The organism is Dehalogenimonas formicexedens (assembly GCF_001953175.1).
Classification (GTDB): Bacteria; Chloroflexota; Dehalococcoidia; order Dehalococcoidales; family Dehalococcoidaceae; genus Dehalogenimonas; species Dehalogenimonas formicexedens.
Genome location: NZ_CP018258.1, coordinates 337,518 through 352,582 on the forward strand (window position 1 = coordinate 337,518; position 15,065 = coordinate 352,582).

A 15,065-nucleotide genomic window follows, 5' to 3' on the forward strand; every position below is an offset into this window, starting at 1 on the left:
TTTTTAGCTGTCAAGCTGCATTTTGGCCTTCCTTAAAGGAATCCAAATACTCTTTTGATGCGTACAATGCGGTTCTATTTAGACGAATCATCTCGTTTCGATATGCTTTATAATCCATTTGACCTTGGTTCCCAGCCCCTTTTTCCAAGTCGGCAACAAAGTTACCATTTTCGTCGCTGATACCCAAAAGATAAAGATGATAAACCAAAAGTGTTCGATGGTTTTGCCGAGAATTTTCTATGTCGCTTTCGGAATTAGCTCTTGCTAATCTATTCTCAACGTTTAACGTTTCTCTATTGTCAACGTTGAGATAAATATGGAGTTGTGAACGTCCGTCATCATGCGTGACGGTTATTCCACCAACATCGTCAGCATTCCAAGGGGTGTCAATCCCAAGAATTTCTTGCATATCGTCCCATTTGTCGTCGTCTTCACTCGACGTGACTTGTCTGACGTAATGAATTTTGTAGTTCGGTACGTATTGAACACCACCCGCTTCGATTTGTTGTTTTTTCGTAATTATCACGTTGGCTTCAGCATACAAAAACGAACCATCATTGAATTCCAATTTTGCGGTAATATTCCCCGCTGCTCCAATCGGGATATCTGGGTCAGTTTCGATTGTGAGCCTAATTTGACCTTTCGAGGGATGACTGTAGCCAAGTAATCTCAATGTCTCTGACTTCGAGATAGAAAACTTTGCGTAGTCGAAAAGATTGTCTTCTGCATCACTTTCAAGTGTAATTCTCCCGCCTCCCTGCTGTATGTGGACTTCGTTGTTCGCCCTAGTTTTGAACCGTAAAAACGTTGGAGGAGAAACACCCTTGTATTCTTCGGGAGGTGGTATAACTACCAACTGACAGGCTTTTTTTGTTTCGAGTCGCCAAGAACTCTGCTCCAAGGTAGCTGAAAGGGCACATTTAGTACCCGCCGTAATATCGGCATACGGAACAATCCTCACCCGCCATCTACCATCCTCCCCACCGATAATGGTCGTGTCAACAATCTCTGGAGATATGCTTTGAGAGAACTTTAGCGTTGTTTTCCTGCTTCTCATTACAGAGTCAGAGGCATCTGTAATCAAATCGAGATGGGTCGGAATGCCTGGGATTATTTCAAGAGGGGTATTACGGGCAAACTCCAAAGTTGTTGGTACCGCTTTACCCTTAAATTTCGGTGTGTTGTCATATTTGCGACGCGTAACGTTACCACTGCCTGTCGATACTGTACTCAGAAAAGCCTTAATCATAGGGTCAAGCTTCGTTTTCAATACCTCTTCGTCCTTAGCTCCCCTTCCCCTGATGATTTCCCTTTCCCGTTCTCTTTGAATTTCCATTAACTCAGACCGATATTGATATATTGCCGAACCAAGTGCTTTTTCAATTATCTCCTCGCTCTCCCTTTTAAGGTCAGCTCGATTTGAGGCGAAAAAGCTAGCACCAGCTTCATAACTTAATTGGTCTGTGTTGACGTTAACAATGATGGAGCTTGCGACAAAACGTAAACCCTCCCTGATGAAAATATTGGGGGTTAAAGCAGCATGCACCTGACCCGCTCGGGTTACAGCAACTCTCCTCTGGGCAAATCGTTTGCTTGGGTCACGGTACGGGTCAACTTTAGTCGAATGTTCTCGCCTTCCGTTCGTCAGTTCTTCAGATTGAAGCACCCACCACTCAACAAGAATTGAGCCGTATGATGGGTCAGGATAAATATATTTGATATGGTGTCTAACTGAGGTATTTTCACCTTTTCTCTGTTGGGGAAGTAATACTGAATGTTCTGATTTCGGGAGTTGGTTAATTCTGTACAAGACTCCCCTCATTGTGCGAAGTTCGGGAGAGCTATCGCGTTCATCTACCAAAGTCCAAGGAATCAAGGGATTAAACAAGCGATAGTTTAAAGTGTACCAAGCATAATTTGTCATTCTTTGAGTAGCGAAAGACCCTAGATTTTTATAGTTTGCATGAGCAACGTATGTACCATTTGCAAAGCCTTTATCGTCACAGATTGCGCCACCGATTGTGAATACCCGCTTTGTAATTGGATTGACGAGGTATTCATAAATATGTGTTCGAATTGACAATCTCTTACGAACGACGGTCCAACCAGCAAGGTCTGGTTCATCTTTTCTGAGGAGGGAAGGGTGTTTTCTAGAGAGAATTACAGAATAGCCACTTTTTTCAAAGGCGGAAGAACCACCTTGACCGTACATCCCGATTAAATATTTCTTTTGTCCCTTACAACTTTGGCCTAATGAGAGAATAGATTTATGAAAATCAGAAGGATGTATACCAATGCCTTCGTCTTTCACTATAACCGTTGGGGTCTCTTTGTTCCCCCGTAAAATGAGTTTAACGTAATTACCAAATTTCTTACGGGCGGTTTCCTGGTCGATTTTATCCGAAGCGCCTTCTGGCACCCCGAATAAATCTTCTATCGCCTTCGATGGGCTTTCTGGTATTTCCCAACCTAAATTCCCACGATGTTTTTCTTCAATCTTGAGTTCGATTACTGCTTCAATCCCGTTCACTATACGTTCGATGAGAGGATTGATTTCTTCAGGCGACGCTTCAATCGCACCTGCATTACTTAATTGGTCTCCCACTGGGCGCCAATAGGTTTCGGATGAAAATACTTTGCTTCCGAATCGGTCATTCAACAAGGCTTCAATTTCACGAGAATCTTTAACGTGTAAAAGCGCATCGAGTATAAAATCATCCGTGACAGGAATCGTTGATTGCGATAAGGCAAAATCAGAAAGAGGTAGTTGGGACGACGATTTATCAGGTGTCTTCATTGTCAAACCACCTTAACTTCGATGCTCTCATGTACTGTTCACAGGATTCTACAGAAATCCATTTACGTTTTAAGTCTTCGGCAATTCTGCCAGTGGTATTACTTCCAGAAAATGGGTCTACCACCAAATCATTCTCATCAGTTAGCAGTTTAATGAAAAATGCTGGAATGTAAGGTGGGAAACAAGCAGGATGTAAAGACTCTCCTGCTTCTCGACATTTACGCCTGAATTCGTCGTTAGACGAAGTATTTGATTCTATTATCGCATTCGTAGGTTGGTCAGCTAGCTCAACAGGCAAGAAATTTGGGGGAATGGCTCCTCCGTTGTCTATGTTCCATGTTTTACCGACATTCCATCCCGATGGTCTGCTCCCGAAATTATAGGTTCCTCGCTTGATTAATTTCTTCATGCTCTCAGAGTAAGGAGTCAAAATGTTTTTTGTGTTTGCTTTGGGTCTATCCGTCTTTGAGAACCACCAAATATGCTCAACTGCTTCTTTTACTCTTACTCTTTCTACATTGACCCATTGGACTGGATTAGGCATTTTGGCGGGGTTGAACCAGAAAAATTCTTGGGCTAGATTGAATCTCGCTCTCTTTTGGCTTTTTGTAACGGGTTCACACAAATCGAGTAGCAACTTGTATTGGTACAGCGATTTTGTCGGAACACCCTCGTTCCAAAAGCCACCAATGTTAAGAATGAAACTCCCCTCATTTTTCAGGATGCGAAATATTTCTTTAGCAAAAGGTCGAAACCATCGGACATAAGTTTCGCCATCTTCATTTCCGTACGATTTCTTGTGGAGCAGGGCGTAAGGCGGAGATGTGATAACTAAATCAACACTGTTATCGGGAAGTAACTTCAGTAAGCTCTTTGCATCGCCATACCAAGCCTCTCCAAAATCGGTTGAATAAAATGGTTTGACTATTTCAATCTGGGGAAAAAGTCTAGATGTCAATTCTCATCTCACTACGTTGTTGTTTTACGCTTTTTTCGAATGTTCCAATTTGCGAGTGCGTAGGTGCCTCGTTCATGAGCACGTTTGAACCTATTATCTCTCGTAATTCGGGTGAGAATTATCGCGTCGGGGTTTTTCCCAACTATTTGAATCCCGCTGTTTTGGACATGTCTTGATATTTCTTTGTAATGCGATGGCTTCCCGACTTTCTCCAAATATGCGAAAGCCAAATCTGTAATTGATAGTATAGGAGTGGACGATATTTTCCCCAAACTTAACAACGCGTTTAAGTGCATAAGAGCTTCTTCCAAAGGTTTCTTTTGCTTCTTTAAGGCGACTAACTTTTTGGCATGTTCAGTCTCTAACGTGGTTATCATCTGGTCGATTTGCTTAATGTCACAAATAAGTTCCTCTTTTTTTACCAGTAGGGCTTTAGAAACATTTGATTGGTCGGTCATGTAATATTCCCACGTGTATGCATACAACGTATCATACAGTAATAACACCACAAAGGCAAGAGGAATACCGCATTTTCTGGATAATGTTGACTCGATTGAAATACTCTTGACTTCTCCAAGAGATGGGGTTATCTTTTCATCATGAAAAGAGAAAACGACGTTCCAATTTATTTTACAGATATTTATCACGCATCTGAAAAATCCTTCAAGGATTATGGTGCGTTTAATATTTCTTTGATAGCTGACCTCCCTTTATTTATTGACCCTTTCCTTTTGTTCCAAAGCAACAAAGCTGAATATCAGGCTTTACACAAGTCAATAGTTAATTACTTATCTTATCTAAGAGATTTGTCTCACAGGGGAACCATTTCTTTAGGTCGTCTCCAATCCCTCTTTTTCTTTTCTGAAGTTAAGCAAACATATTTAGGTTTTAGTGAAATCGGAAACAGTGGTCGGGGGCTTGGACAAAAGTTTGCTCTCGCCCTAAATCGGCATTTGATTAGTCTCTTTACTTCTTTTGGTAAGGAAACCATCACACAAGGAACCCATCTGGAAAAATTGAGTCTTATCAGCCCGGGTGTCGGAAAGGACATGATAAGTGACTTTACGACAAATCTAATAAAAGAATATCTTTGTGAATACACACAAAACTATTGTCTGAAAAATATTGAATCTAAATATCTGGCTAAAGTTAATGTGCCAAGGGTCAAATTTAACTACGAACTAGGTGTTTGGATATCTAAAACTTATTTTCTTCCAATTTACAATCATGATTACGTTCTCTTAACACCCAAAGACATACTCACCAAGCAAGAAAATTGGATTAACAGAGATGATTTTTATGATTCTTTCTACGAAATTATCAATGCTCGTCCCAATCACCAGTTGAGAGCGGAGCTAAATGAATATCTCAAAAAGGTTTTGTCGAAACGTCCTACAGAAAAAGAAAAAGACGTTGCGGTTGAGGATTTTATTAAAAACCACCCCGAATTGATTGACCTCTATATTCGAATAAAAGAAGAAAAAGGTGAATTAGCGACAAGACGAAGCGCAGTCTACGTCTCTGAGTCAGAGACATTATATATTAAGCAATTCTCTGAGTTAAGAAATTACCTTTTCCAAAATACTTTATTTTATCAAACCGCCGTTTCTTCTGAACAGGAAACTCTGCAAAGAATAACTTACCTTAAAGATGCAATAGAAAACAAAGGATGTTGGAAGTTACTTTATAAAGATGGTAAACCACTCCGTAAAGAGGAAGATATCCACATCATGTTCCGTCTTGTCTGGTACGGTACAACATTTGATGTCAGCAGAGAAGTAAATGATGGAAGAGGGCCAGCGGACTACAAGGTATCAATGGGCTTGGATAAAACTGTAATCGAGTTCAAGCTCGCTAATAATTCCCACCTGAAGCAAAATCTTCAGAATCAACTTGAATTGTATAAGAAAGCCAGCGATGCACAAGTAGGTTTCAAGGTAATTGTCTATTTTACCAATCTGGAATTAGCAAAAGTCCAGCATGTCTTGAAAGAGCTTGGTATGCTAAAAGACCCCAAAGTTATTTTAATAGATGCGAGGAATAAATTATCAGCGTCAAAAGTCAGGTGACATAGGGATTGCACCCCGCCTTACGAGAAAGTATCTGGTTAATGGTGAATTACCCATACAAGAGTACTTGTTATTAGAGGAAGTACGTGCCCTGGATTGATTATCAATATTTCGTTTCTCTTTGGATTGAACGTTGTGACCGAAATACTCTCGATGATGGAGACCGTTTCATCAACCTTTGGATTGCATTCAATGGATGGATGAAAGGACTGTTTGGCGAAAATTCAACAGATGCTACTCTAATCACAAAGACTAAAACTTATGCTCAATTAGAGGCGGGTTTCCAAAGATTAAAAGAAAACGCAGACTTTAACCGTTATCTCATATCCATTCAGAAATCTCCAATCATCGATATGAGGAATGATAACAAAATTGTCACCTTTGACGGGAATTTTACGACATATATAGACGCAATTTACCAAATTAGATGTAATCTGTTTCACGGGCGGAAAGACGTCGAAAGAGACGAAAGGGACAAAGAACTCGTCAGTTGTGCCTACAACACTCTTCGTCCCCTTTTTGAGTCGGTTTTGCATTCAACCAACGGTAGATGACAACTGATTAAGGCTTATCCTTAAAAAGTCGAGGTTTGACAACAGTTAGGGTACGTAGAAATAGAACAGCGCGAATGCCTGACATTACAGTTCTTAGCTTCAAATATGTCCTTTTGCCTCAAAAAATACCACGGATAAATGGTTAAAAACGGCAATAAGTTTGACATTTTCCGCCAGTATTTATTAATAAACAGCTATAAACCAGCATTTTTCATCAATTTATCCCAGTCATCATCAACGTCTTTAACTGTTCTTTTTACGCCTGCTCTAATAACATCCAGAATCCACTGCCTCTTGCCTTGAGGATTGTCAGCACCGTGACAAGAGCTAGTATGGCATGCAAACCGCAAATCGCATCTGTCACAAAGCTTAATGTTAAAGGCTGATTCTTCAAAACATGGGAACTCAGTTGCCAAACCACCTATAATGAGATTTTCGACATCGGACTCGCTAGCCGTTTCAGCGAAGCATTTGAATTTTGTAAGCCATACCATATCCCTAAATAAATCCCTAAGCGTTTCCTCGGTATCGTAATCATTGGGGAGGTCCTCCCCTTTCATGATTCTCTTTACACGCTCAGCTATTCCCTCAAGAAATGAAACAATGTAATCAACGTTATCGCCCATTTCGTACTCACTTGACCTCAATATCAAACCCTGTTTTCTTCTTATAACAATCCAACATAACTTGTTTTACCTGAGTCGCATGTTGTTTCGGAAATAGAACTGAATCATGAATCGGAAGAGCGGGTATTTCCAGTTTCTTCAGTTCTTCCAATACCAATGTCATGATTTCCGATTCCACTAACATAAGTTTATTCGCCGACTGGCTGTAAACATATTTTGACAAAAATGGATATGAAGTTTGAAATGCTTTTACGATGTCTTCAGAACTTGCTCCGCATGTCTTTATATCATCAACCAGTATGCTTTTTGTCGCTCGCCCTTCCTTAATGCGGGTCTTGTTAGCTTTTCGTTCTTCAAACGAGTCCTTAGCTATGGCACGATTAAGTTGCGCTTTACTCTTCGCGTTAATGGACATCAGCACGACTTTCTTTACCACGTCGCGGGTAATTGAAGGGAAGGTAACGATTAGTGCATTTACCACGCTCTCATAGAAATTTTGGGGAGTCGTCTGTTTTTCCCAAGCACAAAGGATGTGGGGATGCATAGCAGAATAATCAAGTTCAGCAACCTCGTCACCGTTCAGAAGAATTTGAATCCGCTCAGCTTTGGAAAGTTGCTGATATGACCTGCCATGAAGTTGATACCAGCGTCCGCATCCGTCACCGTCAACAAATACCCTGGTCAACCCAACTCCTCTCAGATAAGTTCGATTTAGATTCAACCGGCCGAAGTCCAATTTCATTTTATGGAAGTAATCGTAATTCAGACAAAAACTCCCGTTGAAATACCGCCGTAAGGGTATGGTATGTACTGTATTGTTAACTGAATGTGTTGCTGTATTGTTGGTTTTATTGATTGTCAGTTTAGTTGCTACTATGTTAGTGGTTGTATTGGTTTTAGGTTTAGTATTTATGGTTACTTCCATGATTTGCGCTTGTTGGGCTGTATGTATTGAGACGTCATCCACCCTTAGCAATGGCAGTTTCCGCAAGTATATTTGATACGTTTTGCTCTTTGGAAAATCTTTGTGAAGTTTTAACTTGCGCCGAATCCTAGACGAGATACCTTTTTTAAAAGCAATGTTCTTGCTTCCGCGCTTGGATATTTTTATGTAACCATCATTCACAAGAACCTCTATCGCTCGGAGCATATGAGTTTTGGTATAGTCTCTAGTCTTTTCCCTAGTATAAAAAGCGTCGCTCTTTGAATACGCTACCTCCACATTGACGTTCAGATTCACCACAATCAATTTGATGCAATGCTGTATCGACTTGCTTTCATTCGGGTAGAGTTGTTTCACCTTCGAAGAAATCTTCCTGGGGACTGTTGAATACTGGTTTATGAAAGGGTAATCGTATTCCATATCTGTTCCTTATGCTGAATTATTGAGGTTACGATGTTTCATGTCATGGGATAAACATAGACGAAGGGATAAAAGGCAAGTCGTAGTCCAACAATTTGTCCTCACTGTGACCTGCGGTACAGTGTTTGATTTTGCTATTCCGACAATAGGTCATCACTTTATCCAATTCTCCCATCAGATAGGGTTCGTCGTAATTTAGACCCGGGATATGATATTTCTCGTTCCAGACACCAAACTCAAATAAATCCATCACCTCAGCTAAACGCTTGACGATAGCTACTGGGTCACTCAGCTTGCTGGTTATTGGTTCAACAGAGCAATACGTTGAAACACCATTTGCCTTCAACGTCTCAAGAGCAACAATCTTTTCATCGGTTGTCGATGTGTAAGGTTCGAGATACTGTCTGTAGGTCTCGTCAAGGGTGGTGAGTGTTAATCCAACCCTGCATTTCGGATATCCCTTAAGCAAATTGAGGTCTTCCAATACCAGCGCGTTTTTGGTTAGCACTGTAAAAGGAAGCTCATTAGCTATTAAAAGCTCTAAGGTTTGACGAGTTGCGTGGTTCTCTTTTTCTAACGGTTGGTAGCAGTCAGTAAACGAAGACACCCAAATATCATTGATACCCTCCCTTAGAGATGGATTCTGCTTCAATAACTCAATATCCTTCTTTAGGTTTTCAATGAAAGAAACCCTGGGTGTCGCTTGTCGCCACTGAACAGAATCTCTATGCGCTATCCCTTTGGCGTAACAATAGACACACGAGTGGGCGCAGCCGTTGTAGGTGTTTATGTAATGCCCAAAACTTGTTTTACTTTCACCGATTATTTTTAACTTCGACATTTTGTATCACTCCTCATTTATTTTTGACAACAAAAAACCCACATCACCGAATCGGTAACGTAGAGTTTATTTACGATGAAAGAAAGATTTCACCCTAACCGTTACATACTGTTTGGATTCTCCTTGTATGAAACATTGACAAGAAAACTATTCGCACGCTTCTTATCAATTTACCTATATATTATAGCATAAATACATGTAAAAGTCAAGATAATTATTCGGCTAAAATACGTAAATTGTATCTGATTTTCGGCTAAATAACCAAATATATAAGATATTACGCGAAATAATAATCATTAATAGTAAATAGCTAAATAGCCGAAAAGTAAAATTTGCGGGACTTTAGTGGTCTTGATGTGGCGTTTCAAAACGACATTTGGGCTCTTTGAAAATTGGCTTGCCGCGTGAGGCGAACACAACCAGCCTTTTTACAAAATGACGCCCTAATTTTTATTGAGAGGGCGGGGGTATGTTTTTCAAGTTTCAACCAGCGAAAGATTCTTGTTTGAGATTTACGGTTACATTAGAAACCGCCATTTTTGAAATAATATTCCCGAACTATTGATATGATGAATTGTAGGGTGTACATTAGACAAAGTTATTTTCGTAACTATCGCAAGAAAGGTGACTTGAAGATGCCTTTTTGTGCAAGGTGTGGAACCGAAATATCTGAGACAGCTAAGTTTTGTAAAAAATGTGGAACGATGGTGGCTAACCCAATTACTGAGCAATCTCAACCTCCTACTCAATTGGCACAAAACATTGAGGTCAATAGAAATCCGCCAACAACCCAGTTCTCACCGAAATCGAAAATCGCTGCTGGCTTACTTGGGATATTTTTGGGAGGGCTTGGTATTCATCGATTTTATTTGGGGTACACGGGTTTCGGTATCGCCCAGATAGCGGTTACAGTAGTTACCTTGGGTATCGGCGGTATTTGGGGCTTTATCGAGGGAATATTGATATTAACGGGCACCTTTAAGAAAGATGCTAAAGGGCTCTTACTTAAGGACTAGTGGATAAATCTGAGAAATGTATTGTTCTGATTGTGGTGCGATTCTCCAAGAAGGTGACGTATTTTGCTCCACTTGTGGTGTCAAAGTGAGCCCTAATGAGCTCAACCCAACCACGTCCGAAACCCAACTTAAACCAATTTTTGTTCAGCCCGATAATAAAGTAGATAACTTATCTTCGAGGGACTTGGCAATTGGGCATAAGTCCGAAGAAGCTCAACTCCGTATAAAAACTCAGAAACACTCTCACCTATGCGAAGCATGTGGGAAAAAATTGAGCTTTACCGATAATCTAAAAGGCGCGAGGTTTTGTAAACCTTGTAAAGAGATTGAAGAAAAGAAAATCGAATTAGCGAAAATCGCTGCCAGACAATTAGAAGCACAATTAAGTGTTGAAGCACACGCAATAATCATGAAATTCTGGAGAAGTGAAATCGAAAAGGCCGAGGCAATGCGCCGTCTCGGTGAAGTGTTCTCAAAAGCTCCTGCTGCCAAATCTTTTGATAACATGAAAGATGAAACCTTCAGAGAAATCGTTGATGAAATTTTAGTTGATAACATTCTCTCCGTTGAAGAAGAAACAAAATTAAAAGCGATAGCAGAGTTATTGACCATTAATTTCCCAATGCTTGAATGGAATTACAAAGATATTTTTGTCAAATTGTTTATCGCGCGCATCAATGACGGTAGATTACCCATAATTAACGCGTCAAACATTGTTCTGAAGAAAAATGAAATTGCACACATGGCGCAACGGGCTTCCTTGTTGAAACAGGTCAATATCACGGAATATCAAGGTGGGTATTCTGGTGTTAGTTTCAGAGTTATGAAAGGTGTACGTTTTAGCACTGGCGGCGTAAGAGGGCGAAGAGTGGTAGTTGGGACAAAAATGCAAGAGGATGACAGTGGAAGCATCGTTGCTACTTCTCAAAGGATTGTTTTTCTCGGCGATAGAAAAACGATAGAAGTTCCGTATTCTAAACTAATTTCGTTAGAGATATTCGAAGATGGTATCCGAGTCCACGCTTCAAACAGGCAATCAGCTCCATTATTCACTTTAGAAAATGGCAATACATTTGCTGCGGTTGTAAACCGAGCTGCCCAATAACTGCCACTCAAGAAGGGGAGCTTTTAGGCGTCACAGACCTTCTTTCCGTTTCAAAAACCCGAAACAAATCTCGTCTCCGTTAGGGAGGCAGGGCGTTGACATTCGATGTTGGCAGGCGTTAGGCTTGCCATCGAAGACCGCCTAACTATAGGCGAAATGAAAGGAGGATGACCTCGAAAATACGTTTGGTGGGCAGCACAGGATTCGAACCTGTGACTTCCTGCGTGTGAAGCAGGCGTTCTAACCACTGAACTAGCCGCCCGAGCGCAAAGCTATTCTAGCCTAAAAAGCAAGGCTTTTACAACAGATAACAGATCGTCCATAAGCAAATATGCTGATTTCATCGGCCTCTACTACCTTGATCGTCCGGTTTGAACTTACCGTGCGCTGAACATTGATTTACGTTTACTTTTTGTTGTAACGTAAAACTGTATTTGGATGTGATCGGGGGCGATGAAAGTGATCGTCTCAATGCCTGGTGGGCTGATAATAAAACCTCAGGGGCCACGCACATTTACAGGAAACATTCGTGACTGACACGCTAGAAATTTATCCCCTTCTGTTTGGGGAAGCTTATCCTGATATTCAGTCCCTGGTAGAAACCCGGGAATGCCTGGAGCGTCTCGTTGCGGAAAATTTTCCAGCCTCTTCACAGGGTAGCCGGATTCCGGGCTTGCGGGACCAAAGAAATGTCCACCTGCCTATCATCCAGTATGTGGCTCGACATACAGGCACGCAGCCGTTTTTCTTAGGTATTCTTGGTCCTCCGGGTTCTGGCAAATCTACGATAGCCTCTTTCTGGGCCTCCGTACTTAGTGCTGGTTTTGGCTTGGACTCGGTGGTTCTATCGTCCGACGATTTCTACCTGACGAAATCGGAACGGGTCAGGCGCGGCTATGCCTGGCGAGGCAGCCCCGAATCGCACGATATCGCATTGTTCCTGGAGACGATGAATAACATTAAGGCCGGGATGACACCATTCATGATTCCGAGGTTCGATCCAAAGATTGACGACCGCGGGGCACCCGAAACAATCGAATACCATCCCAAAATCTGCATTCTGGAAGGCTGGATGATCGGCAAACTTGCCGAGATGGCTTTTGGGTCAGTAAAGCCTTTTTTCGATTTTCTGGTCTATCTGGAAATGTCCACTCCCGGCGCCCGGAACGCGCGCTTTCGGAGAGAGGCCGTGATTTACCGCCAAAGTGGGGGTAAAGCGGGTTTCAGCCCCAGCGAGATGTCAAAATTTTGGTCTGAAAGCCTTAAACCTAACATCGATAAATATGTCCGGCCGTACGCCCGTGTGTCCGATTTGATCCTGGAGGTGGGGACTGGACACCGGCTTCGAGGAGCGAAAAGACCGTCCGGATCACCTCAAGTTTGAGCGCGTATGAGCGTCAAAATTCCAAAATTTGATACACCGGGTTGGCTGAGTCTTGGTGTTCTTGCCGGCTTCTTTGTGGCCGGTTTTAATTTATGGGAAATTTGGTTTGTAGATGATCGATCATTCCTGCTTACGATTGGACGTTTGGTGGGTATGGCGATTGGGATCGGGCTGGGATCGCATTGCATAGATATGATCATTTACCATCGCAGACACCGCAGTTGGCGTAAGCTGCGTTAACCTCTGGTACGATGCCAGCAAAGAGTCCATACTTTGGCTGGTTTTTATCTTTTCGATCAGAGAACGCTACAACATTACATGATCCCAATCGCCTTTTCTGACTTCCATAGTCCGTGGATATTGCAAAAGGATGTGGCGTAAATTGTCCCTGGTTGGTTAATTTTCATCGAAGTGGTCACCGAATGGTTGGTATAAATGGGACCTTTGTTGGGTCCATCGACCGATTCGCCGTGGGCGTTGAATTCGAAACGACCGATCTCGAAGGGGAATTTGGCGCCCTCCGGTCGAAAATATAGAGAAATCCATCGGATGTGGTGTTCAGTGGTGTTGGGGTGAGCTATTTCTTTCCCAACCGTCGTCTTTACCTGGAATATCTCTCCGGATTTTACCTTGTCATCGCAGTCGATCACCGGTACATGTTTTTCCGTTTTCCAATCTGCGGTCTGGAAAATCTCTCCGAAAGCGTCCATGCCAAAACTTCTTTGTTATTTATTCATAGACTATAAAGCGGAATTCAGACGGCTGCCATCCGTAGTATTACGCAAACTACAAACGGAAAGACACCTATTTTTTCTCAAGTCCTTTCCACATGAGTGAATGTGCGGAAACTAGGTATTCCCGCAATCAAAATTTGCGTGGTTATACGGATTACCATAATTTTCAGGTAGTGTTATATATGATTCCTGTGGAGGTGGAAATATGACTAAATTTGTTATCAAAATACTTAAATTGATATTTGTTGTCACTCTGCTAGCTCTCCCAATTCAAGGGTTTAGTCTTTCGAGCGCCTTAAAACCCGGCGATACCGGTTACGTGGTTATCGGTTGGAATAACCTGGGAATGCATTGCTTCAATCCTGATTTCAGCAGCCTCGCCATCTTGCCCCCTTACAATACATTAATGGCCCAAGTGATCAAGGTCGGCGATAAGCCCCAGGTTGTAACTGACGGGATCTTCGTCGAATACACCTTTCCCGACAATACTTATTCGGTTAAAGGTCCGGGAGTACCGAATGGTAAACCGGATAAAACCAATTTCTGGACCTTTGCCCAACAACTCTTCAACCTGTCAAAACCACTGGCACCGAACGTGGGGCTGACCGGAAAAGGATTGTCAGGGACTTTCGATGTGGCCCAGGATGGTGCCTATTTTATAGCCGAGGGCATTCCTCTCACGAACGTTAGAGATCAGGATGCCGCCAGGTTGTCTTCATATCCATATCAAAAAGCTCAGATCACCGTCCGGGATGCGAAGACATCTTCGATATTGGCAACGTTGACCGTCGTAGCGCCGGTCTCCACCGAGTTAAACTGCGCAATGTGTCATTCTGATGACGGAGACGCCACAACCAAATATGCTCCCGCGGTTCAACCCACCGGAAAGCTAGAAACGAATATCCTGGCTCTACACGATTATTTAAACGGGATTGCCTCAAATAACTACACTTCTTATCTGGCAGGGAATCCAAACTTGGCAGCACAAACGCCATTGCTCGACCACCAGCCGGTTCTTTGCGCATCATGCCACGGTGACAATGCCCTCGGCATGCCGGAAATCGGTCAGGTTAAAAACCTTTCGAATGCTATCCACCTTCACCACAATTCCGGAAATGCTCCGGACATCACTTTTGACACGGCCGGATGCTATTCATGCCATCCGGGGGAGAGTACTCAATGCCTCAGAGACACCATGTCGCAACACTATTCATTGAATTGTACTGATTGCCATAACCCCAGTGGCAACGATGTGATTGAACCCATGGTCGCCGTCGGGCAAAATCCGATGCCCTGGTTGAATGAGCCACAGTGCAGCACTTGCCATGGATCGGCGTACGCTACTAATCAGCCTCTGTATCAGCAGTCGACCGGTCATGGCGGTTTATATTGTTCTGCCTGCCACGACAGTCCACATGTTATTGCTCCGAGCCGGGAAGCGAATGACTCCATCAAATTTATCCAACTTCAAGGGCATTCGGGCACGCTGAGCGATTGCACGGTCTGTCACCTGAATAAACCTGATGCCATGTTTATCCACGTAAAACGGTAAACTTCGCCAAGGTGAAAAAACTAAAGAGCCTTGAAGGGCTATTTAGTTTTGTGATGAAAGAGTGGA

General features: G+C 42.4%; 14 protein-coding genes and 1 tRNA gene. 7 read left to right on the top strand and 8 right to left on the bottom strand.

Annotated elements, in window-relative coordinates; translation table 11 throughout:
• Positions 1-10: 10 nt before the first annotated feature.
• Genes Dform_RS01835 through Dform_RS01845 form a run of 3 tightly spaced genes read right to left on the bottom strand, consistent with a single transcriptional unit; the run spans position 11 to position 4,213 of the window.
• Positions 11-2,797 carry a hypothetical protein gene (locus Dform_RS01835; RefSeq protein ID WP_076003515.1) on the bottom strand — a complete coding sequence of 929 codons (2,787 nt, stop codon included), beginning with the start codon at positions 2,795-2,797 and terminating at the stop codon, positions 11-13.
• Positions 2,784-3,755, bottom strand: coding sequence for a DNA-methyltransferase (locus Dform_RS01840; protein WP_076003516.1), 972 nt, complete (start codon positions 3,753-3,755; stop codon positions 2,784-2,786). The genes Dform_RS01835 and Dform_RS01840 overlap by 14 nt, the downstream gene beginning before the upstream one ends.
• Before the next feature lie 11 nt (positions 3,756-3,766).
• A complete protein-coding gene (locus Dform_RS01845; RefSeq protein WP_076003517.1) occupies positions 3,767-4,213 on the bottom strand; it encodes a winged helix-turn-helix domain-containing protein in 447 nt (148 codons plus the stop codon).
• A gap of 141 nt (positions 4,214-4,354) precedes the next feature.
• Between Dform_RS01845 and Dform_RS01850 the strand changes: the two genes are divergently transcribed.
• Together Dform_RS01850 and Dform_RS01855 are read left to right on the top strand one after the other, a co-directional pair.
• Complete coding sequence (locus Dform_RS01850; protein WP_225973712.1) at positions 4,355-5,824, top strand: hypothetical protein; 1,470 nt, start codon at positions 4,355-4,357, stop codon at positions 5,822-5,824.
• 86 nt (positions 5,825-5,910) lie between these two features.
• Positions 5,911-6,378 carry a hypothetical protein gene (locus tag Dform_RS01855; protein WP_083635308.1) on the top strand — a complete coding sequence of 156 codons (468 nt, stop codon included), beginning with the start codon at positions 5,911-5,913 and terminating at the stop codon, positions 6,376-6,378.
• 194 nt (positions 6,379-6,572) lie between these two features.
• Here the strand turns inward: Dform_RS01855 and Dform_RS01860 are convergent, their stop codons facing one another.
• The 3 genes from Dform_RS01860 to Dform_RS01870 form a co-directional block, all read right to left on the bottom strand.
• Positions 6,573-7,004 carry a hypothetical protein gene (locus tag Dform_RS01860; protein WP_145925500.1) on the bottom strand — a complete coding sequence of 144 codons (432 nt, stop codon included), beginning with the start codon at positions 7,002-7,004 and terminating at the stop codon, positions 6,573-6,575.
• 7 nt (positions 7,005-7,011) lie between these two features.
• Positions 7,012-8,304 carry a hypothetical protein gene (locus Dform_RS01865; RefSeq protein ID WP_145925501.1) on the bottom strand — a complete coding sequence of 431 codons (1,293 nt, stop codon included), beginning with the start codon at positions 8,302-8,304 and terminating at the stop codon, positions 7,012-7,014.
• Positions 8,305-8,410: 106 nt separating this feature from the next.
• On the bottom strand, positions 8,411-9,208 hold the full coding sequence (locus Dform_RS01870; RefSeq protein ID WP_076003520.1) for an SPL family radical SAM protein: 798 nt from the start codon (positions 9,206-9,208) through the stop codon (positions 8,411-8,413).
• Positions 9,209-9,843: 635 nt separating this feature from the next.
• On the opposite strand from Dform_RS01870, the gene Dform_RS01875 reads away from it, so the two are divergent.
• Together Dform_RS01875 and Dform_RS01880 are read left to right on the top strand one after the other, a co-directional pair.
• Positions 9,844-10,224 carry a TM2 domain-containing protein gene (locus Dform_RS01875; RefSeq protein WP_076003521.1) on the top strand — a complete coding sequence of 127 codons (381 nt, stop codon included), beginning with the start codon at positions 9,844-9,846 and terminating at the stop codon, positions 10,222-10,224.
• Positions 10,225-10,240: 16 nt separating this feature from the next.
• Positions 10,241-11,329, top strand: a complete 1,089-nt coding sequence (locus tag Dform_RS01880; RefSeq protein ID WP_076003522.1) for a zinc ribbon domain-containing protein — start codon at positions 10,241-10,243, stop codon at positions 11,327-11,329.
• A 186-nt stretch (positions 11,330-11,515) separates the two neighbouring features.
• On the opposite strand, the gene Dform_RS01885 is transcribed toward Dform_RS01880, so the two are convergent.
• Positions 11,516-11,591, bottom strand: a tRNA-Val gene (locus Dform_RS01885).
• A gap of 453 nt (positions 11,592-12,044) precedes the next feature.
• Here Dform_RS01885 and Dform_RS11155 point away from each other — a divergent pair.
• Entirely contained in the window at positions 12,045-12,713 is a 669-nt protein-coding gene (locus tag Dform_RS11155) for a hypothetical protein (RefSeq protein ID WP_225973739.1), read from the top strand.
• A 6-nt stretch (positions 12,714-12,719) separates the two neighbouring features.
• Entirely contained in the window at positions 12,720-12,953 is a 234-nt protein-coding gene (locus tag Dform_RS11160) for a hypothetical protein (protein ID WP_145925503.1), read from the top strand.
• A gap of 74 nt (positions 12,954-13,027) precedes the next feature.
• Here Dform_RS11160 and Dform_RS01895 read toward each other — a convergent pair whose 3' ends face one another.
• Positions 13,028-13,423 (bottom strand): class II SORL domain-containing protein, encoded by a 396-nt coding sequence (locus Dform_RS01895; RefSeq protein ID WP_076003524.1) that lies wholly within the window; start codon positions 13,421-13,423, stop codon positions 13,028-13,030.
• 229 nt (positions 13,424-13,652) lie between these two features.
• Here Dform_RS01895 and Dform_RS01900 point away from each other — a divergent pair, with 229 nt between their 5' ends.
• Positions 13,653-14,999 carry a hypothetical protein gene (locus Dform_RS01900; protein ID WP_076003525.1) on the top strand — a complete coding sequence of 449 codons (1,347 nt, stop codon included), beginning with the start codon at positions 13,653-13,655 and terminating at the stop codon, positions 14,997-14,999.
• Positions 15,000-15,065: the final 66 nt, after the last annotated feature.